This is a genomic window from Thalassobacter stenotrophicus (genome assembly GCF_001458315.1).
GTDB classification, from domain to species: domain Bacteria; phylum Pseudomonadota; class Alphaproteobacteria; order Rhodobacterales; family Rhodobacteraceae; genus Thalassobacter; species Thalassobacter stenotrophicus.
Map to the genome: position 1 here is coordinate 26,933 of NZ_CYRX01000010.1, position 22,043 is coordinate 48,975.

The 22,043-nt window shown below is 58.7% G+C and carries 23 protein-coding genes and 1 tRNA gene; 21 read left to right on the plus strand and 3 right to left on the minus strand.

What is annotated here, in order from left to right; all coding sequences use genetic code 11:
- Positions 1 to 674: 674 nt before the first annotated feature.
- Positions 675 to 764, minus strand: a tRNA-Ser gene (locus THS5294_RS03335).
- Between the two features lie 161 nt (positions 765 to 925).
- On the opposite strand from THS5294_RS03335, the gene THS5294_RS03340 reads away from it, so the two are divergent.
- From THS5294_RS03340 to THS5294_RS03385, 10 genes are all read left to right on the plus strand, one after another.
- Entirely contained in the window at positions 926 to 1,795 is an 870-nt protein-coding gene (locus THS5294_RS03340; RefSeq protein WP_058122615.1) for a DUF2059 domain-containing protein, read from the plus strand.
- A 194-nt stretch (positions 1,796 to 1,989) separates the two neighbouring features.
- Positions 1,990 to 2,646 carry a 50S ribosomal protein L21 gene (locus THS5294_RS03345; RefSeq protein ID WP_038002965.1) on the plus strand — a complete coding sequence of 219 codons (657 nt, stop codon included), beginning with the start codon at positions 1,990 to 1,992 and terminating at the stop codon, positions 2,644 to 2,646.
- An 11-nt stretch (positions 2,647 to 2,657) separates the two neighbouring features.
- Complete coding sequence (gene rpmA / locus THS5294_RS03350) at positions 2,658 to 2,927, plus strand: 50S ribosomal protein L27 (RefSeq protein WP_038002963.1); 270 nt, start codon at positions 2,658 to 2,660, stop codon at positions 2,925 to 2,927.
- Between the two features lie 74 nt (positions 2,928 to 3,001).
- Positions 3,002 to 3,502, plus strand: a complete 501-nt coding sequence (locus tag THS5294_RS03355; RefSeq protein WP_058122616.1) for a GNAT family N-acetyltransferase — start codon at positions 3,002 to 3,004, stop codon at positions 3,500 to 3,502.
- Complete coding sequence (locus tag THS5294_RS03360; protein ID WP_058122617.1) at positions 3,499 to 4,104, plus strand: LysE family translocator; 606 nt, start codon at positions 3,499 to 3,501, stop codon at positions 4,102 to 4,104. Before THS5294_RS03355 ends, THS5294_RS03360 begins: the two co-directional genes overlap by 4 nt.
- Positions 4,101 to 4,643 carry a GNAT family N-acetyltransferase gene (locus THS5294_RS03365; RefSeq protein WP_058122618.1) on the plus strand — a complete coding sequence of 181 codons (543 nt, stop codon included), beginning with the start codon at positions 4,101 to 4,103 and terminating at the stop codon, positions 4,641 to 4,643. Before THS5294_RS03360 ends, THS5294_RS03365 begins: the two co-directional genes overlap by 4 nt.
- A gap of 51 nt (positions 4,644 to 4,694) precedes the next feature.
- Positions 4,695 to 5,732 carry a GTPase ObgE gene (obgE, locus tag THS5294_RS03370; RefSeq protein ID WP_058122619.1) on the plus strand — a complete coding sequence of 346 codons (1,038 nt, stop codon included), beginning with the start codon at positions 4,695 to 4,697 and terminating at the stop codon, positions 5,730 to 5,732.
- Positions 5,717 to 6,841 carry a glutamate 5-kinase gene (proB, locus tag THS5294_RS03375; protein ID WP_058122620.1) on the plus strand — a complete coding sequence of 375 codons (1,125 nt, stop codon included), beginning with the start codon at positions 5,717 to 5,719 and terminating at the stop codon, positions 6,839 to 6,841. Before obgE ends, proB begins: the two co-directional genes overlap by 16 nt.
- 24 nt (positions 6,842 to 6,865) lie before the next feature.
- Positions 6,866 to 8,131: a glutamate-5-semialdehyde dehydrogenase gene (locus THS5294_RS03380; RefSeq protein WP_058122621.1), complete on the plus strand. Its 1,266-nt coding sequence runs from the start codon at positions 6,866 to 6,868 to the stop codon at positions 8,129 to 8,131.
- 12 nt (positions 8,132 to 8,143) lie between these two features.
- Complete coding sequence (locus THS5294_RS03385; protein ID WP_058122622.1) at positions 8,144 to 9,316, plus strand: trans-sulfuration enzyme family protein; 1,173 nt, start codon at positions 8,144 to 8,146, stop codon at positions 9,314 to 9,316.
- On the opposite strand, the gene THS5294_RS03390 is transcribed toward THS5294_RS03385, so the two are convergent.
- Entirely contained in the window at positions 9,313 to 9,720 is a 408-nt protein-coding gene (locus THS5294_RS03390) for a hypothetical protein (RefSeq protein WP_058122623.1), read from the minus strand. The genes THS5294_RS03385 and THS5294_RS03390 overlap by 4 nt on opposite strands.
- Positions 9,721 to 9,840: 120 nt before the next feature.
- On the opposite strand from THS5294_RS03390, the gene THS5294_RS03395 reads away from it, so the two are divergent.
- The 7 genes from THS5294_RS03395 to phoB all read left to right on the plus strand — a co-directional run bounded on the left by THS5294_RS03395 (position 9,841) and on the right by phoB (position 17,270).
- Positions 9,841 to 10,911 carry an ATP-binding protein gene (locus THS5294_RS03395; protein WP_058122624.1) on the plus strand — a complete coding sequence of 357 codons (1,071 nt, stop codon included), beginning with the start codon at positions 9,841 to 9,843 and terminating at the stop codon, positions 10,909 to 10,911.
- Between the two features lie 181 nt (positions 10,912 to 11,092).
- Complete coding sequence (locus THS5294_RS03400) at positions 11,093 to 12,118, plus strand: substrate-binding domain-containing protein (RefSeq protein ID WP_058122625.1); 1,026 nt, start codon at positions 11,093 to 11,095, stop codon at positions 12,116 to 12,118.
- Between the two features lie 102 nt (positions 12,119 to 12,220).
- Positions 12,221 to 13,690, plus strand: coding sequence for a phosphate ABC transporter permease subunit PstC (gene pstC / locus THS5294_RS03405; protein ID WP_058122626.1), 1,470 nt, complete (start codon positions 12,221 to 12,223; stop codon positions 13,688 to 13,690).
- Positions 13,687 to 15,015 carry a phosphate ABC transporter permease PstA gene (gene pstA, locus THS5294_RS03410; RefSeq protein WP_058122627.1) on the plus strand — a complete coding sequence of 443 codons (1,329 nt, stop codon included), beginning with the start codon at positions 13,687 to 13,689 and terminating at the stop codon, positions 15,013 to 15,015. Before pstC ends, pstA begins: the two co-directional genes overlap by 4 nt.
- 12 nt (positions 15,016 to 15,027) lie before the next feature.
- Positions 15,028 to 15,825 (plus strand): phosphate ABC transporter ATP-binding protein PstB, encoded by a 798-nt coding sequence (gene pstB, locus THS5294_RS03415; protein ID WP_038002936.1) that lies wholly within the window; start codon positions 15,028 to 15,030, stop codon positions 15,823 to 15,825.
- 26 nt (positions 15,826 to 15,851) lie between these two features.
- Entirely contained in the window at positions 15,852 to 16,565 is a 714-nt protein-coding gene (gene phoU, locus THS5294_RS03420) for a phosphate signaling complex protein PhoU (protein ID WP_058122628.1), read from the plus strand.
- Between the two features lie 15 nt (positions 16,566 to 16,580).
- The gene (phoB, locus tag THS5294_RS03425; protein ID WP_038002932.1) at positions 16,581 to 17,270 is read left to right on the plus strand and encodes a phosphate regulon transcriptional regulator PhoB; all 690 of its coding nucleotides are present in this window, start codon (positions 16,581 to 16,583) and stop codon (positions 17,268 to 17,270) included.
- 6 nt (positions 17,271 to 17,276) lie between these two features.
- On the opposite strand, the gene THS5294_RS03430 is transcribed toward phoB, so the two are convergent.
- The gene (locus tag THS5294_RS03430) at positions 17,277 to 18,308 is read right to left on the minus strand and encodes a LacI family DNA-binding transcriptional regulator (protein WP_058122629.1); all 1,032 of its coding nucleotides are present in this window, start codon (positions 18,306 to 18,308) and stop codon (positions 17,277 to 17,279) included.
- A gap of 143 nt (positions 18,309 to 18,451) precedes the next feature.
- Here THS5294_RS03430 and hisD point away from each other — a divergent pair, with 143 nt between their 5' ends.
- From hisD to THS5294_RS03450, 4 genes are read left to right on the plus strand one after another with little or no spacing between them, the layout of a single operon-like run.
- Positions 18,452 to 19,759, plus strand: a complete 1,308-nt coding sequence (gene hisD, locus THS5294_RS03435; RefSeq protein ID WP_058122630.1) for a histidinol dehydrogenase — start codon at positions 18,452 to 18,454, stop codon at positions 19,757 to 19,759.
- A 2-nt stretch (positions 19,760 to 19,761) separates the two neighbouring features.
- Positions 19,762 to 20,517, plus strand: a complete 756-nt coding sequence (locus tag THS5294_RS03440; RefSeq protein ID WP_058122631.1) for an SDR family NAD(P)-dependent oxidoreductase — start codon at positions 19,762 to 19,764, stop codon at positions 20,515 to 20,517.
- Positions 20,514 to 21,518 (plus strand): zinc-dependent alcohol dehydrogenase, encoded by a 1,005-nt coding sequence (locus tag THS5294_RS03445; protein WP_058122632.1) that lies wholly within the window; start codon positions 20,514 to 20,516, stop codon positions 21,516 to 21,518. Before THS5294_RS03440 ends, THS5294_RS03445 begins: the two co-directional genes overlap by 4 nt.
- Positions 21,519 to 21,545: 27 nt before the next feature.
- Entirely contained in the window at positions 21,546 to 22,043 is a 498-nt protein-coding gene (locus THS5294_RS03450) for a decarboxylase (protein WP_058122633.1), read from the plus strand.

Below are 22,043 nucleotides of genomic sequence, written 5' to 3' on the forward strand. Positions count from 1 at the left end.
AACTATAAGCCTTACACAAGCAAGATCCTATTTATTTGCCATTGTCGTTGCGATCATAAAATCAGTTTGGCGCAAGCGGGATTGGTTGGCGGAGCATTCTCACCACATCATGGCCGAATGAAGCGTGAACCGTTTTGGATGGCGTTCTAATATAATAAAATGCATCTTCAATGTTTCTGGCGCTACGGGCTCAAAAGGCTGAAAACAGTTAGACAACAGACATTCAGCAGTGTTGGTCGAAAGGCTGAAAAGTCTTTCTGACGAGACGTTCATGCAAATCACAAAGAATGACTGGTAAGGGCCAAAACTACTTGATGTAGCGCTCTGATCGATGTTCTGGAACCCGCTTTTGAGTTGACCTTGGAAGATATGCCTTAGGGATGTTTGGTGACGGGAAGGCAGCAATCTAATATAGCAATCAATGCAATAACCGAAGTGGTATGCACTGCATGTCTATGTCTTGCCCGCGAGACGGCCTGATGGGTCGCAAACGCGTCATTCGGGTCAAGACGACACCGCCAGCTTTTTCTCATATGAGCACCGCAACGGAAAAATTACGCCGCTCAAATAAATGCTAGGCCTTCACAATCCAATTGGTGGATAAAATGGGGGGGGGGTGCGCTCTCACCCCAATCTTCTAAGTGCTGGTTTTTAAGGCATTTATCCACGGTGAGTGGCGGAGACACAGGGATTCGAACCCTGGGTAGGCTTGCACCCACACCGGTTTTCGAAACCGGCCCGTTCGACCACTCCGGCATATCTCCGCAGACCAGCGGTCACTCTGGTGGCGTGCGGTCTAGGGGCAAACTGGCGGGGGTGCAAGCAGGTTTTGCCACCAATATGCGTAAAGGTTAAGGCGCGTCCCTTGGCAGGCCTCGTAATCCCCCCATCTATAGGGTGTGACCGACGCCAAAAGGAGATCTCGATGCTGCGTGCTGCCCTCATTCTAGCCGCGGGCTTTGTGCTTGCACCCCTCAGCATTCCGAGCGTTTCGGGGATTGTTTCCGCTCAAACCCAAGCGCCCGCAGGGTTGCCCGCGATCAAACACACACAGTTGATGGAAGCACTTAGGCTGCGCGACATCATCGAGGTCGTTGCTGCCGAAGGCATCGCCGCAGGCCCTGAGATTGAGGAAGACATGTTTCCCGGACGCGGGGGCTTTGGCTGGAAGGTTGAGCTAGAGCGCATTTATGACATCCCCCGCGTGATGGGCATCATGTCCGACGACATCAGGGCCAACGTGTCAGAGGCCGACGCGGATGTACTGATCTCATTTCTTGGTAGCCCGCTGGGAAAGCGCATCGTTGAGGGCGAGGTGGCCGCACGGGCCGCGATGCTGGACGAAGACGTTGATCAGGCCGCTACCGATCTTGCGCAAAAAATGCGCCGAGAGGGGGGCAGGCGGGTCGAACAGATTGCCGAGTTCATCGCAGCCTATGATCTTGTGACTTCCAACGTCGTGGGCGGGCTCAATTCCAACTACGCCTTCTATCAGGGGCTCGCGGCGGGCGGGGCTTTGCCGGACTCGATGACGGAGGATCAAATCGTGAATGAGGTGTGGTCCCAGCAGGACACCATCACAACCGAGACCGAGGATTGGCTGTATGCCTATTTGCTGGCGTCCTATGCAGGGTTGAGCGATGATGAGATGCAAACCTACATCGCCTTTGCCCGTACCGATGCGGCACAGGCGTTCAACGGGGTTTTGTTCGACAGTTTCGGCACAGTCTTCACGTCGATCAGTCGCGCACTCGGCCGGGCAGTCGCAGACCGGATGTTGGCGCAGGACATATAGGGTTGTCGCCGCGGCCCGTTTGAGTTGGCGGTTGACACAGCACCCCCCATAAAGGATACCCCAGCCACGCCGTGCGGGATTCCCTCGCGCGGTGTTTGTTGTTTTGTCCCGATCACGGGACACGCTGTCCGAGGCAAATGAAACGCCGGTGCATGCCGGGGCCACAGGATGCGACAGAAAAAAGGAAGCAGCCAATGTTCGCTGTTTTGAAAACTGGCGGCAAACAGTACCGCGTCCAATCGGGCGACGTACTGCGTGTCGAAAAACTGGCCGCAGAGGCCGGTGAGAAAATCCAATTCAATGATGTGCTGATGCTCGGTGGTGACACTGTCACTGTTGGCGCACCTTTGGTGGACGGTGCCGCGGTTCAGGCCGACGTTATCGACCAAATCAAAGGCGAAAAGCTGATCCACTTCGTGAAGCGTCGTCGCAAGCACTCCTCCAAACGCACCAAGGGCCACCGTCAAAAACTGACGCTGATCCGCGTGACGGACATCCTTGCTGCTGGCGCAGATGCCTCTGGCGTCAAAGCCGCTGTTGGTGCCGGTTCGGTTGCTGGTGTGGCTGTTGCTGCAACTGCACCTGCTGCTGCCAAAAAAGCCGCTCCTAAAAAGGCTGCAAAAGCTGAGGCCGCTCCTGCTGCCGCTGCTGGCGCAGACGATCTCAAGAAGCTGTCCGGTGTCGGCCCAGCCCTTGAGAAGAAGCTGCTTGCAGCCGGCGTGACAACCTTCGCACAGATCGCAGCTTGGTCGCCCGAAGACGTTGCTGCAATCGACGAGCAATTGTCGTTCAAAGGCCGTATCGAGCGTGAAGGCTGGATCGAACAAGCCAAAGAACTGGCTAAAGGTTAAGGAGAGAAAGCATGGCACATAAAAAAGCAGGCGGTTCCTCCCGCAACGGTCGCGACTCCGCTGGACGTCGCCTTGGTGTTAAACTCTACGGTGGCCAAGCGGCTATCCCCGGGAACATCATCGTGCGTCAACGGGGCACCAAGTGGTGGCCAGGCCAAGGCGTCGGCATGGGCAAAGATCACACGATCTTTGCAACTGTCGAAGGCGCCGTGACCTTCCACACAGGTCTCAAAGGCCGCACGTTTATTTCGGTTCTGCCAGTGGCGGAGGCCGCTGAGTAAGCCGACCCGAAATAATGCCAGACATTTAGGGGATCGGTGAAAACCGGTCCCCTTTTTCCTTTCAGGAGGTCAGAATGACCCCCGATCCGATTTTCACATCTCGACTGTGCCTGCGTCCGTTTACGGGCGCTGATCGCGCTGCGGTGACCGAAGGTCTTAATGACTTGGCGGTGTCACAATGGTTGGCACGGGTCCCATACCCGTTCAGCCAAGCTGACCTGTCGGTGATGCAATCCGAAGTTCCCTCAAGCTGGCCGGACCTGATGGTGATCGCCAAAGACACCACGGTCATCGGCGCCGTAACGACCCATCCGCATTTCGGGTTCTGGATCGCGCGGCCCCATTGGGGCAATGGTTACGGGCGTGAGGCGGCGCGTGCAGCTTTGAAATTCGCCCTTGCACGAAACAGCACCGTGCACAGCGGCTACTTCGCGGGCAATTCGGCCAGTGCACGTATCCTGCATGGCCTGGGCTTCACGATCACGTCGCGCGGACGCACGCACTGCCGCGCCTTGGGTCGAGAATTGCCAGACGTCACACTGATATGCACCGCGCAGGGCAGGGTGGCCGCATGAGTGTCGCGTCTGCTTCCTTTCTGGTCTTTGCCGCCAGCCAAGTCGGCACGCCGGGGCCAGCCAATATGGCGCTGATGGCAACCGGTGCGCGGTATGGGCTGCGCGCGGCTTGGCCGTTTGTGGCGGGCGTAGCCCTTGGCAAACAATTGATCATTTGGCCCATGGGCCTTGGCTTGATGGAGCTGGCAACCAGCTATCCGGCTGTTTTCAGCGCGCTCAAATACATCTCCGCCGCGTATATCCTGTGGCTCGCGTGGAAGGTCGCGAACCTGCGCCTTAACACAACAGATGCGCAGGACCGCGCGCCCGGATTTTTAGCGGGACTTATTGTGCACCCGCTCAACCCCAAAGCTTGGGCCATGATCACGGCTGGCTTTACCAATTTCGTGGCTCCCGGCACTCCGCCACTCGAAGCCACAGCCATTATCGCTTTGTGCCTTTTGACCTGTCAGATCGTTTTGCACCCGGTCTGGACCTCGGCGGGGGCGTTTATTGCTGCGCGCGTCGCGGGCACCGGCGCAGAGCGAACCTTGATGCGTATTTTAGCAGCTTTGACCGTTGCAAGCGTACTTTTCGTGTTGTTCGGAGGAGGAACCCCATGACACACACTTTATTTCAACAAACAACCATTCCAACCGAGCGGTTTACCCTGCGCCCTCTTAGGACGTCCGACCAAGGCCTGATTGAGGTCTATGGCGGCGATGCGCGTGTCGCCAAGATGACAGCCGAAATCCCCCATCCGCTGCCCCCCGGTGCGACGGCGGCGTATATCGCGCGGGTCACGCAGCCTGACAGCGACGAGGTGGTTTGGGCCATGGACGCATCCGGCACCGGGTTGTCCGAACTTGTCGGCCTGATTTCGCTGAAACAAATGGACCGCAAACAGGCTGAGATCAGCTATTGGGTCGCCCCTGTTGCGTGGAACACCGGCCTCGCATCTGAGGCGGTCTCTACCTTGGTAGAAGCCAATCCCCTCGACAACGACACGCTTTTCGCAAGCGTTTTCCAAGACAACCCAGCCTCCGGGCGGGTGCTCACGCATGCGGGTTTTGCCTACATCGGTCCGGCTGAGGCGTTTTCCGTCGCGCGCAACACAACTGTTGCCACATGGACCTATCATCGGAACATGCGCAGTGCTTGAGCTTTATCCCGCCCTGAGGTATCGGCAACGCACCCTCATAGGACGCAATTCATGAAGTTTCTCGATCTCGCCAAAGTCTACATTCGCTCCGGTGCAGGAGGCGGCGGTTGCGTCTCGTTTCGGCGTGAAAAATACGTGCAATACGGCGGTCCCGATGGGGGCGATGGCGGCCGGGGCGGTGACGTTGTGGTTGAGGCGGTCGAAGGCCTGAACACGCTGATCGATTTCCGCTACCAGCAGCACTTTTTCGCTAAAAACGGCCAGCCCGGCATGGGGCGGCAACGCTCCGGCAAGGATGGTGATCCGATCGTGTTGCGCGTGCCGGTGGGAACCGAAATCCTTGATGAGGACGAAGAAACCATAATCGCTGATCTGACGGAAGTCGGGCAAAAGGTGATCCTCGCGCAGGGCGGCAACGGCGGCTTTGGCAACCTGCACTTTAAATCCGCAACGAACCAAGCGCCGCGTCGGTCAAACCCCGGCCAAGAAGCTGTTGAACGCACCATCTGGCTGCGGCTCAAGTTGATTGCTGATGTGGGTCTTTTGGGGCTGCCGAATGCGGGCAAATCCACCTTTTTGGCAGCGACATCCAATGCCCGTCCCAAGGTGGCGGATTATCCGTTCACCACGCTTGTGCCCAACCTTGGGGTTGTGGGCGTGGATGAGGTTGAATTCGTCGTCGCAGATATTCCCGGCCTGATCGAAGGCGCCCACGAGGGACGCGGCATCGGGGACCGGTTCCTTGGCCACGTAGAACGCTGCGCCGTTCTGCTGCACCTTGTAGATGGCACCAGCGCGGATGTTGCGGGCGACTACAAGACGATCATCACCGAGCTGGAAATGTATGGTGGCGGTCTGGCTGAAAAGGCACGGGTGACAGTGCTTAACAAAATCGACGCCCTCACCGAAGAGGAACGCGCCGAGAAATGTGCCGCATTGGCCGAAGCCGTCGGCGCGCCCATCATGGAAATGTCCGGTGTGGCAAAACAGGGCACGGTTGACGTGCTGCGCGTGTTGCGCGACCAGATCGACGCTGACCGCCTGCGCCAAAAGCCCGCGCAGGAGGAAAAGCCGTGGTCACCGAGCTAACACCCCAACTGATCCACGCCCGCCGGTTTGTTGTCAAAATCGGTTCGGCGCTGTTGGTTGATACCCAGACAGGCACCGTCAAAACCGATTGGCTCACTGGCTTGGCCCTGGACGTGGCCGAGGCCCGCGCGCGCGGCCAAGAGGTCGTGATCGTTTCATCAGGCTCCATCGCGTTGGGCCGTCGGGTCTTGGGGTTGCCGGAGGGAGAGCTATCGCTTGAGCAATCGCAGGCCGCTGCCGCCGTCGGGCAGATCCAATTGGCCCGGGCATATGAGCAAGTCCTAGCACCCCACGGGATCACCACGGCGCAGGTTCTGCTGACCCTCGAAGACAGCGCCAATCGCCGCCGCTATCTTAACTCTCGGGCGACGTTTGCCACGCTGTTGGGCCTCGGCGTTGTGCCGATTGTGAATGAAAATGACACGATCGCCACGGATGAAATCCGCTTTGGTGACAATGACCGGCTCGCGGCACAAGTGGCGGTGATGTCCGGTGCGGACCAATTGGTTCTGCTGTCGGACGTAGATGGTCTTTATACCGCGAACCCGATGATTGACGACACAGCCGAGCATCTGCCACTGGTTCAGGCTATCACGCCCGAGATCGCCGCAATGGCCGGTGAGGGGGTGTCTGGCCTGTCCAAGGGCGGAATGGTGACCAAGCTGATGGCCGCGCGCACTGCCACGGACGCGGGCTGTGCCATGGCGATCACGCTGGGGGCTTCGGACCGGCCGCTTCGGGGGCTGACCTCAGACGCACGCGCCACGTGGTTCACCGCCGCCCAAGACCCGCAAACCGCGCGCAAACGCTGGATCGGCGCGATGAAACCACGCGGTACGCTGGCCGTAGATGCCGGCGCAGCCCAAGCCCTTGCGCGCGGGAAATCACTGCTGCCCGCGGGCGTGAAATGGGTCGGCGGTAAGTTTGGCCGAGGTGAGCCCGTAACAATTGAAGGTCCCGATGGAATGTCTATTGGCAAGGGCCTAACCCGCTACACAAGCGAAGAAGCGCGTCTGATTTGCGGCGCGCAAAGCGGTGACATCGCGGAATTGCTGGGCTACCCTGCACGCTCCGCACTCATCCACCGCGACGATATGGTGACAGGTTAAGGAGGCCCGGAGGAGGGCGACGGCATGAAAGATTTTGACACGATCCCGAACCTGATGGCCGACATCGGCGCGCGCGCGCGGGCCGCCACGGCTGCTTTGGCCTCGGCAACGGCCGAACGCAAACATGCGGCTCTTATCGGCGCGGCTGAGCATTTGTGGGCCGACCGGGCCGAAGTCATTGCCGCCAATGTCCGCGACATGGACTTTGGGCGTGACAAAGGCCTTAGCGACGCGATGATGGACCGCCTGATGCTGGATGAGGACCGCATTCGCGGCATCTGCGATGGCTTGCGGGCCGTGGCCGAACAGGTTGATCCTGTGGGCCGGGTCCTTGCGGAATGGGACCAGCCTTCGGGCCTGAATATCAAGCGCGTTGCCACCCCACTGGGCGTCATTGGCGTGATCTATGAAAGCCGTCCAAACGTGACTGCAGACGCCGGTGCCCTGTGTCTTAAGGCTGGCAACGCCGTGATCCTGCGCGGCGGCTCCGAGAGTTTTCATTCCTCTGGCGCGATACACGCCGCAATGGCCAAGGGCCTGCGCGATGCGGGCCTGCCCGAGGATGCCATACAACGCGTTCCCACCCGGGACCGCGCCGCCGTCCAGGAAATGCTGACAATGGTCGACACAATCGACGTGATTGTCCCACGGGGTGGCAAGGGCCTTGTGGGCCTTGTCCAGCGAGAGGCCCGCGTGCCCGTATTTGCCCACCTTGAGGGCATCTGCCACACCTATGTCGGCGCATCAGCGGACCCCGCGATGGCGGTTGAAATCGTGCTCAACGCCAAGACGCGGCGCACCGGAATTTGCGGCTCGCTTGAGACAGTGCTGATCGATCAGGCCTTCGACGACAAATACGGCGCGATCGTGGTTGAGGCTCTGCGGGACGCGGGCGTTGATGTGCGCGCGGACGGGCCGCTGGCAGAAGTGCCCGGCACGACCCGCGCCACAGACGCGGACTTTGGGACAGAGTTCCTCGACATGATCTGTGCCGCCAAACTGGTGGACGGCGTCGATGCCGCAATCGCTCATATTCGTGCCTATAACTCCAACCACACGGACGCGATCATCACCGCCGACGATGCTGAAGCCGCGCACTTCTTTGCGGAACTCGACAGCGCGATCCTGATGCGTAACGCTTCTACCCAATTCGCAGATGGCGGCGAGTTCGGCATGGGTGCCGAAATTGGCATCGCGACGGGGAAGATGCACGCGCGCGGCCCCGTGGGCGCCGAACAGCTGACCTCCTTTCAATACCATGTGACTGGCGCCGGCACGACCCGCCCTTAAGGACCTAATATCATGACAAAACGCCCTAATCTCGTGCGTCGCACGGGCTTTCCCGAAAGTGTGAGCCGCGCTGTTGTCACGCCACTTCAGCCTTCAGTGGTCTATGCATCCCCCGATATTGACACGCTGCACGCCCAGTATGAGGGCCGCGCCACAGGCTATACTTATGGCCGCGAAGGCCACCCCAACGCAGACGTTCTGGCACAGAAAATCGACGCCATGGAAGGCGGCGAGGGCGGGATCATCCTCGGTTCTGGCATGGCGGCAGTGTCCGCGACCCTGATGGGGTTGCTTAGTGCGGGCGATCACATTGTCGGCGGAAATCAGCTGTACGGCCGTTCGCTGCGTATGCTGAACCAAGACCTGCCGCGCTTTGGCATCACCACCACTTTGGCCGATCCCACGGACGCACAGGCCTTTGCCGACGCCATCCGCCCCGAGACCAAATTGATCCTGATTGAGGCCGTCTCAAACCCCACTTTGCGTGTGGCGGATATGGAGGGGATCACCAAACTCGCGAAAGAGCGCGGGCTGATCCTTGTGGTCGATAACACCTTTACCACCCCTGTTGGCTACCCGGCCTATGCCGAAGGGGCTGATGTTGTGATCCACTCCGTGACCAAGCTGATGGCGGGGCATTCGGATGTGACTTTGGGCTATGTTTTGGCGCGCGACGCGGGCAACAGCAAGGCGATCTACGACACTGCGGTGACCTTTGGTTTCACCCCATCGCCCTATGAATGTTGGCTGGCGGAACGCGGGCTCTACACGTTCGACCTGCGCTTTGACCGCGCGCAAGAAACCGCGATCAAGTTGGCCGATTTTCTGGCCACACACCCCGCGGTGGCGCAGGTTTTGTACCCCGGTCGCGCGGATCACCCCGATCACGCCCGCGCGCAAACCGTTCTGAACGGGATGTGGGGCAACATGGTCAGCTTCAAACTGCGCGGCGGCGAGGATGAGGCGAACCGGCTGGTCCGCGCAGCCCCGCAACTGGCCTTTGCCCCGACGCTCGGGGATGTCGGCACAACGCTGAGCCATCCGGCCAGCAGTTCGCACCGCGGTCTCACGCCAGAGGGGCGCGCGGCACTCGGCATCACGGATGGGTTTTTCCGCGTGTCTGTTGGGATTGAGCCATGGGATGTCCTGCAAGCGGACTTTGAGCAGGGCCTCAGCGCGGTCTAAACTTCGCGCAAGTCCTGTGCGTTTTGGTTCAACTGAAACAGCTCAATGTTCAGCCCCGGTGCAGAGCGCGCGATTTCGCGCTGCACCAGCTTGGCGTTAGGCAATACTTCACTGGCGATGATCAACATGCCCTCAAAGGCCTGCGTCGCCAGATACTCTGCCAGCTCCACGGCATCGAACGTTTTCGTCAGTAGGGGTGCCAGCACGGTATCCGCACCACGATCCGCAATCAGTTCAGGCGACAGATCACGAAAGCTTAGGTGTTCAATCTGATCATAGCTCGAATCCAAAATCCGCCGCGGAAGTGCCCCACGATAACCATCAGGCAATTCAACAGCGATCAATCGGCGTGCGGTACGCCCCAACGGGCGGGACCCGGTCTGGTCGCGCGTGGTGCTTGTCATGCTTGTCCTCATATGTTGAAGCTGGTCTGAAAAGCTTCGCGAGTTCAATTAGCATATTGCTAACATAATATTCGCATTTTGAAAAGGCCCGTTGGTCTGTGCGAGAAACGGCGGCGAGAAATGGATGATGCACGGCATGAGCCGGATCTTATTGATGAAATAACCGGGGCGCTGCCGGGGGCTGTGGTTTTGTTGGACAAAGCCGGGCGTGTGGCGCGCGCAAATCCGCCTGCACGGGCTTTGCTAGGTGATTGGGTTATTGGCCGGTCGTATGTGAGCGTTCTGCGCCAGCCCGAGGTCCTCAGCCCGATTGAGGCTGCGTTTTTTGACAGCAAAAGTGGTGAGGCTGATTTTACCCACACCGAAGGAGCGGTCGACACACTCTACCGCGTGCGCATCCGCCCCTTGGCTGGGTTGGCGGGGGCAGGGCAAGTGCTCCTGCACTTTGAGGATATATCAGAGCAATCCCAGGCCCTTAGCTTTCGTCGCGGATTTGTAGCCAATGTTAGCCATGAGTTAAAAACCCCCTTAACGGCGCTGTTGGGTTTCATTGAGACGTTGAATGGCCCCGCCCGCAACGACCCCGAGGCGCAGCGTCATTTCCTAAGCCTGATGTCCCGTGAGGCGCGACGCATGAACCGCCTCGTGTCAGACTTGCTCTCGCTCAGCCGGGTGGAGGCGGGGGAACGCACGCGGCCTAAACGGCGTGAAGACCTTGTATCGCTTGTGCGCATCGCGTTGGAGCCGCTGAGCGAAATTGCATCGGATGCAGGCGCGGTCATCCGGACCGACCTACCCGATGAGGCGGTTGTGCGCGCCGACGCGGACCAAGTGATCCAGATCGTGACGAACTTAACGGAAAACGCAGTGAAATATGGCGGCGGCGAGGTCGAGCTGTCGCTGCGCCAGATCGGCTATGATGGTCAATTGCGCGGCCCCGCATGGCAATTGTGTGTGCGTGACAATGGGCCGGGGATCGATCCGCTGCATGTGCCGCGATTGGCGGAACGATTCTACCGGGTCGACACACACCGGTCGCGCGGGCAAGGCGGAACGGGGTTGGGGTTGGCAATTGTGAAGCACATTGCGCAACGTCACCGAGGGCGCCTCAAGATCGAGAGTGAGATGGGAAAGGGCTCTGAATTTACGGTATTATTCCCGGTTGAACGGGATCAAAGCACAACATCCTAACCCAAAGTGCGACCCAAAAACCGCGCGTCCTTTAACTTTTGTAAAATTGATTTTGCGACTGTCATAAAACTGTTACCTGACCGTCACAAAAGCGCAGCACGGTGACATTAGGCAGTCCCCACAAGGCGGCATTAACGCTTTCTTGACTATGTAAACACGAGACCCAATCCAGGGGGATAACATGTCTCTGACGAAACTCACAGTTTCCGCGCTGGCCATCGCCGCCGTTTCCGCAACCACAGCCTCGGCCCGTGATCAGGTCCAAGTTGCCGGCAGCTCGACCGTGCTTCCTTATGCATCCATCGTCGCCGAAGCCTTTGGCGAAAACTTCGACTTCCCAACACCTGTTGTTGAATCCGGCGGATCGTCCGCTGGTCTGCGCCGCTTCTGCGAAGGTGTGGGCGAAAACACCATCGACATCGCAAACGCGTCCCGCGCGATCCGCGAAAAAGAAGTCGCTGCATGTGCCGAAAACGGCGTGACCGACATCGTCGAAGTCCGCATCGGTTATGACGGCATCGTCTTTGCCTCGCGCATCGAAGGTCCAGCCTACAACGCGTTCTCGCCGTCCGACCTGTTCAACGCGCTCGGCGCCAAGGTTCTGGTCGACGGCCAACTGGTCGACAACCCACACACCAAATGGTCCGACTTTAACGCTGATCTGCCCGACGCAGACATCATCGGCTTTATCCCCGGCACCAACCACGGCACCCGTGAAGTGTTTGAGGAAAAAGTGATCGCGGCAGGGTGTGAAGCCACAGGCGCGTTCCAAGCCATGATGGACGCAGGCATGTCCGAAGACGACGCTGAGGATGCATGCCTTGCGACACGTTCCGACGGCCTGTCGGTCGACATCGCGGGCGACTACACCGAGACTTTGGCGCAATTGTCCGCCAACCCCAACGGTATCGGCGTGTTCGGCCTCGCGTTTTACGAAAACAACCAAGACACGTTGAAAGTGGCCACGATGGACGGTGTCATGCCCTCCACTGCATCGATCTCCACCGGTGAATACCCCGTTTCGCGCCCATTGTACTTCTACATCAAAGAAGCCCACATCGGCGTGATCCCCGGCCTCAAAGAGTTCGCTTCGTTCTTCGTTGCCGATGAGCTTGCTGGCCCAGACGGCCCACTCGCCGAATACGGCCTCGTGTCCGACCCGGCTTTGGCTGAAACACAGGCCACAGTTGCTGGCGCAGGCAGCTAAGGTCGTCTAGACACCTCACGACCGAAGGGCGCAGCTTCTGCGCCCTTCATTACGCCGGGACTTGGGGTTTCGGTGACTTGTACTGCCGATAAGGACCGCACCATGCCTGTGATTTGGATTTTGACCCTGATCCTTGTGTTTTCGATCATCGGGTTTTTCCTCGGGCGGGCCCGGGCCATGACATCGGCAGGGGGCGATATGCGCAGTCTGCATTCGCTGCCCAGCTATTATGGCTACAACTCAGCGCTTTTTTTGGCCGTACCATCGCTGATCTTGTTGGGTCTTTGGTTGATCCTTCAGCCGATCTACATCGAAAGCCGCATCAGCAGCCTGTTGCCCGAAACCGCGATTTCTGAGGACACGACCCGTTCCTTGGTTATGTCCGACGTACGCCGCGTGGCCGAAGGACTTGATGTTGCGGTGGATCAAGGCGCGATGACCGCAGATGAAGCCCGCAATATCCGCACCGAATTCGTCGACGTGCGGGAACGGTTGGGCAGCGTCGGTGTGGCCCTTGGGTCCGAGGTTGATGCACCGATCCTGAACGCCGCCCAACAGTACCGTGAGCTGTCCAGCACGATGAACATCGTGATGACGGTTCTTGTCCTTGCGCTTGGGGCGGCGGGGCTGACCTTTTCCTATGTCCGCACGGACAAAGACTTCCGCGCGCGCAACGTCGTTGAAAGCGTGATCAAGGGTCTGTTGATCCTGGCCTCGACCATCGCGATCCTGACCACCGTCGGCATCGTCTTTTCCATGTTGTTTGAGACGCGCAATTTCTTCACTCAATACAACTGGGTCGAGTTCTTCTTTGGCACAGTCTGGGACCCCAGCTTTTCGGGGCGCGGTGGATTGTCCGAGTTCGGCCTGATCCCGCTGTTGTGGGGCACGCTCTATATCTCATTCATCGCGCTGTCGGTGGCTGTGCCCATCGGGCTATTCGCGGCGATTTACATGTCCGAATACGCCAGCCCCCGGATGCGGTCCTTCGCCAAGCCGGTGATTGAGGTTCTCGCGGGTATTCCGACCATCGTTTACGGCCTGTTCGCGCTGATCACTGTAGGGCCGTTCCTGCGTGACTTCATTGCGGAACCTATGGGGCTGGGCTCGTCCTCCTCATCGGTGATGACCGCCGGTTTGGTCATGGGCATTATGTTGATCCCCTTCGTGTCATCGCTATCGGATGACATCATCAACGCCGTCCCCCAAGCCATGCGCGACGGGTCCTTTGGACTTGGCGCCACCCATTCGGAGACGATCCGTCAGGTCGTCATTCCGGCCGCGTTGCCCGGCATCGTTGGTGCGATCCTTCTGGCCACATCCCGCGCGATAGGGGAAACGATGATCGTGGTATTGGGGGCAGGGGCTGCGGCAAAGCTGGACCTCAATCCCTTTGAGGCCATGACCACCGTAACCGTTAAAATCGTCAGCCAACTCACGGGTGACACTGACTTTTCCAGCCCAGAAACGCTTGTGGCCTTTGCTCTTGGCCTCACGCTTTTTGTTATGACCTTGGGTCTGAATGTGCTGGCCCTCTACATTGTTCGTAAATACCGGGAGCAGTACGAATGAGCGACGCAACCGCCAACAGCACCCCCGCCACGCCGTCCGCCTCGTCGCTGTTCAAGCAAGACGACCGGGTCAAGCGCCGCAACGCGGCCGAGAAACGCTTCAAAGCTTACGGCCTGACGGCCATTGGCGTCGGTGTGACGATGCTGATCATTCTGGTGTCCTCGGTGCTGAGCCAAGGTCTCAGCTCGTTCCGCCAGACCTTTGTGACATTGCCGATCACCGTCACTCAGGCTGAGTTTGAGGCTGCTGAAGCTTCGATGCTCAAGACCGGTAAATACAAAAAGCTGATCCAGCGCGGGCTGGAACAGCGGCTTGCCACGGCGGAATTGGGCGACGTTGTGTCGATCAAGGATGCGATGGGTCTTTTATCGGGGCAGGCACCCGCTGATCTGCGGATGGCGGCCTTGGCCAATCAAACGTGGCCGCTGCGCCAAGAGTTTCGGTTTCTCGCCAACGGACGTGTGGATGGCTACTTCAAAGGTCGCGTGACCATGGAGATCGCCGAGCGTGATAGCCGCATCTCGCCCGAGCAATTGGAACTGTCGCAGCAACTCGCGGATGCAGGGATCATGGAAACCCGCTTCAACCGCGGTTTCCTGACCCGCACGGATGGCTCTCCCACACGGCCAGAGGCGGCGGGTCTTGGCGTCGCGTTCTTGGGCTCACTCTATATGATGATGGTGGTTTTGGCCTTGGCGCTGCCCATCGGTGTCGCCACCTCGATCTATCTTGAGGAATTAGCCCCCAAGAACCGCTGGACCGATCTGATTGAGGTCAACATCTCAAACCTCGCTGCGGTGCCGTCCATTGTGTTCGGGATCTTGGGTCTGGCGATCTTTATCAACTTTGCGGGCCTGCCGCAGTCAGCCCCATTGGTCGGCGGTTTGGTCCTGACGTTGATGACATTGCCCACGATCATCATCGCAACGCGCGCATCGCTCAAATCGGTGCCCCCGTCGATCCGCGACGCGGCCCTTGGTCTTGGCGCCTCCAAAATGCAGACCGTGTTCCACCATGTCCTGCCCTTGGCGGCCCCCGGTATCTTGACCGGCACGATCATCGGACTGGCCCAAGCGTTGGGTGAAACCGCGCCTTTGCTCCTGATCGGCATGGTCGCATTGGTGCAAAACTACCCCTCAGCCCCACCTGCGGGACTAGAGGACCCGGCCACAGCCCTGCCAGTGCAGGTGTACATTTGGACCACACGGTCCGATCCGGCCTTCGTGGAAAGAGCCTCGGGCGCGATCATCGTCCTGCTGGCTTTCCTCCTGATCATGAACATCGCGGCCATTTTGTTGCGCCGCCGGTTTGAACGCCGCTGGTAAGAGGGTATGGATATGAATGACATGCGATTGACGGAGAGAGCTGTGGACACCAACCAGCTAAAGATTACAGCGCGCGACGTGCAGGTCTTTTATGGCGACAACCACGCCATCAAGGACGTCACGGTCGATATCCAAGACAAGACGGTCACTGCGTTTATCGGCCCGTCGGGGTGTGGTAAATCAACGTTCCTGCGGTGTTTGAACCGGATGAACGACACGATTGATATTTGCCGGGTTGAAGGCAAGATCCTCTTGGACGATGAGGATATCTACGACAAACGCGTGGATCCCGTGCAACTGCGCGCCAAGGTCGGGATGGTTTTTCAAAAGCCCAACCCGTTCCCTAAGTCGATCTATGACAACGTCGCTTACGGCCCCAAAATCCACGGGCTGGCCCGTTCCAAGACCGAACTGGATGAGATCGTCGAAACATCACTGCGCCGCGCCGCCCTTTGGGATGAGGTCAAAGACCGTCTCACCGCACCGGGCACCGGGTTGTCCGGCGGCCAGCAGCAACGTCTGTGTATTGCGCGTGCCGTCGCGACCTCGCCCGAGGTATTGTTGATGGATGAGCCATGCTCAGCCCTCGACCCGATTGCAACGGCTCAGGTCGAGGAATTGATCGACGATCTACGCTCCCGGTTTTCGGTCGTGATCGTGACCCACTCCATGCAACAGGCCGCGCGCGTCAGCCAAAAAACCGCGTTTTTCCACTTGGGCAATCTGGTTGAATTTGACGACACGACCAAGATTTTCACCAACCCCGAAGACCCGCGCACCGAAAGCTATATCACCGGCCGCATCGGTTAACTGCCAAGGCAAAGAAAGCACTTTAGATGGTTGAACAAGAACATATTGCGTCCGTTTTTGACCGTGATCTCGAAGCCATTCAGGCGATGATCATGAAGATGGGCGGGCTGGTTGAGCAAAGCATCGACCAATCGATCACGGCATTGGTGAACCGCGACAGCGAGCTGGCTTTGGCCGTGCGCTCCGCTGACAAAACCATTGATGCGTTAGAAGAACAGGTCTCGACAGAGGCTGCCCGTGTTATCGCGCTGCGCGCGCCCCAAGCGTCTGACTTGCGCACAGTTTTGTCCGTTTTCCGGATTGCCGCCAACCTTGAGCGTATTGGCGATTACTCCAAGAACATCGCGCGCCGGACCGGCGTTGTGTTGGAGCATGACCGCATCGATGGTTCATCCGAGGCGCTGCGCCGCATGGCCCGCTCGGTCGAGATGATGCTCAAGGACGTGCTGGATGCCTACATCCAACGCGACCCCGATCTGGCCCTTGATGTCCGTGCCCGCGACCACGATGTGGACCAAATGTACGACGCGCTGTTCCGCAATTATCTGACCCACATGATGGAAGATCCGCGCAACATTACTGTCTGTATGCACGTGCATTTCATGGCCAAAAACGTGGAACGCATGGGCGACCATGTGACATCCATCGCCGAACAGGTGGTCTACCTTGTCACGGGCGAAGTTCCCGACGAAGAGCGTAGCAAAATGTCGAGCGTGTCACCCGACGCGCCCACCGCATAGGTTTGAGGACCCGCCATGTCACGCGATCCAATGGTTTTGGTGGTTGAGGACGAACCCTCTCAGCGCGAAGTGTTGAGCTACAATTTGAAGGCCGAGGGCTACCAACTTCTCACGGCAGAGGCCGGGGATGAAGCGCTGACGCTGGCGCGCGAAGAAGAACCGGACCTGATCTTGCTCGACTGGATGTTGCCAGAGGTCTCAGGGATTGAGGTGTGCCGCCAGCTAAAAGCAAAGCCATCTACCGCGCGCATTCCTGTCATCATGCTCTCGGCGCGATCTGAGGAAGTTGACCGTGTGCGCGGGCTCGAAACCGGCGCGGATGACTATATGGTCAAGCCGTACTCGGTGGTGGAACTGATGGCCCGCATTCGGACCCAGCTGCGCCGCACACGTCCCGCGGCCCTTGGCGAAGAGCTCTCATTTGAGGACATTCGCATGGACGTGGGCGAGCACCGCGTTTACCGCGCTGAAATGCCTGTGGACCTTGGGCCGACCGAATTCCGGCTTCTATCGGCCTTCATGGAACGGCCCGGGCGGGTTTGGTCGCGCGATCAGCTGTTGGACCGGGTTTGGGGGCGCGACATCTATGTCGACAGCCGAACTGTCGATGTCCACGTGGGGCGCCTGCGTAAGGCGCTGCGTAATGCCACCCAATCCGAAGACCCCATTCGTACCGTGCGCGGCGCGGGCTACGCGCTGGGGTAGGGCGGTTTAACGCAGCCCAATGTCCTGTTTGGGCGGCGCTAAGGTGCCGCGCATGATAAACTCGGTTTGCAGCTCTGGGTTAGGGGGCGGTGTTTCGCCTGAAATCTTGGCCAAGAGCTGCTCTGCCGCCTGACGACCCATCTCGCTTTGCGGAACGCGAACGGTAGTTAGGCCCGGGTGAACGGCCCGCGCCAAGCCAATATCATCAAAGCCAACGATCGAAATATCACCGGGGATATCAAGGCCCATCTCGCGCGCTTGGATCATCGCACCCGCTGCCAGAACATCGTTGCCACAGATGATCGCAGTGGGGTGCGGCCGGGTTGAATAGGCGGTCACGAACGCCTCAGCGCCCATCTGCAAAAGGTATTTAGCCTCGGTCACCGAGAGAAGCGCCGCGCCACGCCCATGATCCGAGATCGCCCGACGCACACCATCCAAACGCGCCTGCGCCCGGTCGTTTGAAGCACATTCCCCGCTGATCATCGCGATGCGTCGATGCCCCTGCATCAGCACACGTTGCGTTGCATCATAGGCGGCAGCCGCGTTGTCAAAACCCACACAAGTTTGGTCGCTATCAGCATGGGCGCACCAACCCAATACATGGGGCACGCCGTGCTTTTCAATGAAATCCAGCGTTGTCCAAGGACGATCCGCTCCCACTAACAACAACCCCGCAGCACCATGCGCCAGAAGTTGGCGCACTTGATACAGCTCTTTCTCGGGATCGAAATCTGTGGTCGCGATCAACAGCGTGATGCCGTTTTCATCAAGAACTTCTTGAAAGGCCTGCACACCACTGGCGAAGATCGCGTTCGATAGGGTGGGGATGACGGCACCAACCGTGCCCGTCCGGTTGGACGCCAGCACGCGCGCGCCGAAATTTGGTGTATATCCAAGCTCCAAAATGGCTGCATTGATCTTGGCCCGGGTATCGGCCGCCACCTTGTCGGGATCATTCAAAGCCCTTGAAATGGTGGCAGAAGAGACGCCAGCGCGCTCAGCGACATCCTTGAGAGTTGCTTTGGCGGTGCTCATGACGGCCTCCCGTTTCGATCCTTGGTTCATCATAACCCAAATGTAAGCGCTTGCACAGAGCCAATGTAAGCGCTTACATTGATCTCAAGGCGAAGATTACGATTCGCACTCCGATCTCTAGGTCTTTTGAAAACGAGGCGCTCATGACGCGGGAATATCTGAAAAAAGCGACGAAAACGGCTCAAACCGACGCAAGTGATGTGCGTGCAACGGTGATGGGTATCCTTGATGACATTCAGGCCGGTGGCGATGAAGCGGCCCTGCGCTATGCCGCCAAGTTCGATCAATGGGACGGTCCCGTTTTGCTGACGTCCGAGGATATTGCGGCAGCTGCCGCTAAGGTCCCACAGCAATTGAAGGATGACATCGCATTTGCACACAACAACGTGCGCAACTTCGCTGAGACGCAAAAAACCACGATGACAGACGTCACGCTTGAGGTTGTTCCCGGCCTTATCGCAGGTCAAAAGGTCATCCCGGTGCAAGCAGCGGGCTGCTACGTTCCGGGCGGGCGTTACAGCCACGTGGCCAGCGCAATCATGACCGTGACAACGGCTAAAGTGGCCGGTTGCAAACACATCACCGTCTGCTCCCCCCCCAAACCCGGTGAGGGTGTGAACCCCGCAATCATCTACGCCGCGCACCTGTGTGGCGCGGACAAAATCCTGTCGATGGGCGGGGTTCAGGGTGTCGCAGCAATGACTTATGGTCTGTTCGGATTGCCCGAGGCCGATATCCTCGTGGGCCCCGGCAACCAATTCGTCGCCGAAGCAAAACGCATTTTGTTTGGCCGCGTGGGCATCGACATGGTTGCAGGCCCGACGGACAGCTTGATCCTTGCGGACAAAACCGCGGACGCCTTCCTTGTGGCGACGGACCTCGTCAGCCAAGCGGAGCACGGCTACAACTCACCCGTCTGGTTGGTCACGGATGACCGCGATTTGGCCGAAACCGTCATGACGATGGTGCCCAAGCTGATCGAGGACCTGCCCGAATTGAACCGCGACAACGCAGAAGCCGCGTGGCGCGACTATGCCGAGGTCATCCTCTGCGCCGATCGCGCCGAGATGGCAGCGACCTCAGACGAATACGCGCCTGAGCACCTAACGGTCATGGCCGAAGATCTTGATTGGTGGCTCGACACGCTCAGCTGCTATGGCTCGCTGTTTTTGGGCGAAGAGACCACGGTTTCCTTCGGCGACAAAGCATCCGGCACCAACCACGTTTTGCCGACCTCGCGTGCGGCGAAGTACACAGGCGGGTTGTCGGTACACAAGTTCATGAAAATCGTGACATGGCAGCGCGCCACTCGAGAGGGCTGCAAGCCTGTGGCCGAAGCGACGGCGCGTATTTCACGGCTTGAAGGGATGGAAGGCCACGCACGCGCTGCGGATGCGCGTTTGGCCAAGTTCTTTCCCGGGGAAAACTTCAACCTGACGGCGGCTGAATAATCATGGCTCCTGGCCTTTGGAACATCGCCGGAAAGGTGGCTTGTGTGACGGGGGCCAGCAGTGGCTTAGGGCGGTCTGCCGCAACGGCTCTGGCTTTTGCTGGATGCAAGGTTGTCGGCGTTGCCCGGCGGGCTGACGCGCTGGAGGAATGGCGGGCCGATGTGGGTGGCAAGACTGCCTGCGTAACATCTGATCTTGGCGACAGGTCTTGTTTAGGTGATACATTATCTGCGGTTCGTAAGCCGTTCGGTGATATTGATATTCTGATCAATGCGGCAGGTATCAATACGCGGATGCCCGCGGATACGATCTCTCACGAGGATTGGGATCGCACCTTGGAACTTAACCTAAATACGCCTTTCTTTTTGGCGCAGGGGTTGATGCCGGGGATGAAGAAAAACGGCTGGGGTCGGATCGTGAATTTCGCTTCGTTGCAGTCCGAACGTGCGATGCCCAATGGCATAAGCTATGGCGCGTCCAAGGGCGGCATTGCCCAAGTCACACGCGCAATGGCGGAGGCTTGGTCGCCCTATGGGATTACTGCAAACGCTTTGGCGCCAGGTTTTTTTCGCACCGAACTGACCGGACCCGTGTTCGAGGACGAGGTGCTTTCGCAAAAGCTTGCGGATCAGACGTGCATCGGCCGCAATGGTGAGCCCGCGGATCTAGACGGTCCGTTGCTCTTCTTTTGTTCCGACGCGAGTGCGTATGTAACGGGGCAGGTGCTATACGTGGATGGGGGGTTCACAGCGAAATGAAGGCTTTGGTTTACACAGGCGTGGAAGCGCTTTCATACATGGATGTGCCTGATCCGGTGCCCGCTGAGGGCGAGGTTTTGGTCAAAATTCAAGCCTCCGGAATTTGCGGCTCTGATATGCACGCGTTTCTGGGTCACGACGCACGGCGTCCTGCGCCATTGATCCTTGGGCATGAGGCTGCAGGCATCATCACCGGCGGCGTCCGTGACGGCGAACGCGTGACGATTAACCCATTGATGGCATGTGGTGTTTGCCTTGATTGCGAGCGAGGACACACCAACCTTTGCGCGCATCGACAGATCATTTCCATGACACCCCGCGAAGGCGCTTTTGCGGATTATGTCGCGATCCCTGCACATAATTTGGTCACCGTACCTGATCACGTGCCTTTTGAGCATGCCGCCCTCGCGGAGCCAATTGCCTGTGGATGGCAGGGGGCGCGGCAGGCGCTTCACGGCTTTAGCCAACCAACGGCAGAGCTGTCCGCCCTTGTTCTGGGCGGTGGGGCGATTGGTGTCGGCGCGGCACTGTCCCTAAAGGCGCAAGGCGTTGAAAAGGTGTCTATTCTAGAACCCAACCCAATCCGCCGAGCACGGCTCGAAAGCCTTGATGGCATCACGATCCTGAGCCCTGAAGAAACCCCGGATGAAGGTACCGCCGATATCGTCGTGGATGCGGTCGGCTATGCCGCCACCCGTGTTACGGCCAGTCGGTGCGCCGCGCGCGGTGGGGCAATTGTGCACATCGGGCTCGGAGAAGATGAAGGCGGCCTTGATATTCGTCGCATGACGCTTCTTGGGATCCGTTTTTTGGGCATCTACACCTATACGACCCAGGATTTCAAAGACACTGCTCAGGCAATCTTTGATGGTCGCATGGGGCGGTTAGATTGGATCGACATGCGTCCGCTTTCACAAGGTGCAAGCGCTTTCACTGATATCCGCGCCGGCGCAACATCCGCTGCGAAAATTATCCTCAACCCTACATCCGGCTCGGTTTGAGCCATCACCCTCAAGGAGTATAAGCCCTTGTCAATAAGCAAGAAAATCGTTGACGATTTCGTCGCAAACGATGTGTCCTTTATTACGACGGTTCCGTGCAAACAGCTCGGCGGCGTTATCGAAGAGTGCGAAGCGCGCCCCGAGATTTACCACATTCCGTCGAACAAAGAAGACGAAGGCATGGGCCTGTGCGCTGGCGCATTCATGGGCGGCAAACGCCCGGCGATCATTATGCAGAACACTGCAATCGGTGTGACAATCAACACGCTCGTGACCCTCACGCAGTTTTACCGGATGCCTCTGCCGATGCTGATTTCGTACCGGGGTGAGCTAAAAGAGCCAGTGGCCTGCCAAGCGGAGATGGCCGTTCACACCAAGGCCTTGTTGGCACAGCTGAACATCCCGACATACCATTTTCACAAGGAAGCCGACGTTGAAGAATTCGACGCGATCCTGAAATACACCTTCATGTGCAACAAACCCGTCGCGATCCTGACTGATGCGACGTTCTGGGGAGGTTACTGA

Excerpts from the sequence above, each read along its gene's own strand:
- obgE (WP_058122619.1), top strand. The coding sequence starts at position 4,695 with ATGAAGTTTCTCGATCTCGCCAAAGTCTACATTCGCTCCGGTGCAGGA.
- hisD (WP_058122630.1), top strand. The coding sequence starts at position 18,452 with ATGACGCGGGAATATCTGAAAAAAGCGACGAAAACGGCTCAAACCGAC.
- THS5294_RS03345 (WP_038002965.1), top strand. The coding sequence starts at position 1,990 with ATGTTCGCTGTTTTGAAAACTGGCGGCAAACAGTACCGCGTCCAATCG.
- THS5294_RS03395 (WP_058122624.1), top strand. The coding sequence starts at position 9,841 with ATGGATGATGCACGGCATGAGCCGGATCTTATTGATGAAATAACCGGG.
- THS5294_RS03360 (WP_058122617.1), top strand. The coding sequence starts at position 3,499 with ATGAGTGTCGCGTCTGCTTCCTTTCTGGTCTTTGCCGCCAGCCAAGTC.
- THS5294_RS03445 (WP_058122632.1), top strand. The coding sequence starts at position 20,514 with ATGAAGGCTTTGGTTTACACAGGCGTGGAAGCGCTTTCATACATGGAT.
- THS5294_RS03365 (WP_058122618.1), top strand. The coding sequence starts at position 4,101 with ATGACACACACTTTATTTCAACAAACAACCATTCCAACCGAGCGGTTT.
- THS5294_RS03340 (WP_058122615.1), top strand. The coding sequence starts at position 926 with ATGCTGCGTGCTGCCCTCATTCTAGCCGCGGGCTTTGTGCTTGCACCC.
- phoU (WP_058122628.1), top strand. The coding sequence starts at position 15,852 with ATGGTTGAACAAGAACATATTGCGTCCGTTTTTGACCGTGATCTCGAA.
- THS5294_RS03380 (WP_058122621.1), top strand. The coding sequence starts at position 6,866 with ATGAAAGATTTTGACACGATCCCGAACCTGATGGCCGACATCGGCGCG.
- THS5294_RS03385 (WP_058122622.1), top strand. The coding sequence starts at position 8,144 with ATGACAAAACGCCCTAATCTCGTGCGTCGCACGGGCTTTCCCGAAAGT.
- pstC (WP_058122626.1), top strand. The coding sequence starts at position 12,221 with ATGCCTGTGATTTGGATTTTGACCCTGATCCTTGTGTTTTCGATCATC.
- pstB (WP_038002936.1), top strand. The coding sequence starts at position 15,028 with ATGAATGACATGCGATTGACGGAGAGAGCTGTGGACACCAACCAGCTA.
- rpmA (WP_038002963.1), top strand. The coding sequence starts at position 2,658 with ATGGCACATAAAAAAGCAGGCGGTTCCTCCCGCAACGGTCGCGACTCC.
- phoB (WP_038002932.1), top strand. The coding sequence starts at position 16,581 with ATGTCACGCGATCCAATGGTTTTGGTGGTTGAGGACGAACCCTCTCAG.
- THS5294_RS03440 (WP_058122631.1), top strand. The coding sequence starts at position 19,762 with ATGGCTCCTGGCCTTTGGAACATCGCCGGAAAGGTGGCTTGTGTGACG.
- THS5294_RS03430 (WP_058122629.1), bottom strand. The coding sequence starts at position 18,308 with ATGAGCACCGCCAAAGCAACTCTCAAGGATGTCGCTGAGCGCGCTGGC.
- THS5294_RS03400 (WP_058122625.1), top strand. The coding sequence starts at position 11,093 with ATGTCTCTGACGAAACTCACAGTTTCCGCGCTGGCCATCGCCGCCGTT.
- THS5294_RS03355 (WP_058122616.1), top strand. The coding sequence starts at position 3,002 with ATGACCCCCGATCCGATTTTCACATCTCGACTGTGCCTGCGTCCGTTT.
- THS5294_RS03390 (WP_058122623.1), bottom strand. The coding sequence starts at position 9,720 with ATGACAAGCACCACGCGCGACCAGACCGGGTCCCGCCCGTTGGGGCGT.
- pstA (WP_058122627.1), top strand. The coding sequence starts at position 13,687 with ATGAGCGACGCAACCGCCAACAGCACCCCCGCCACGCCGTCCGCCTCG.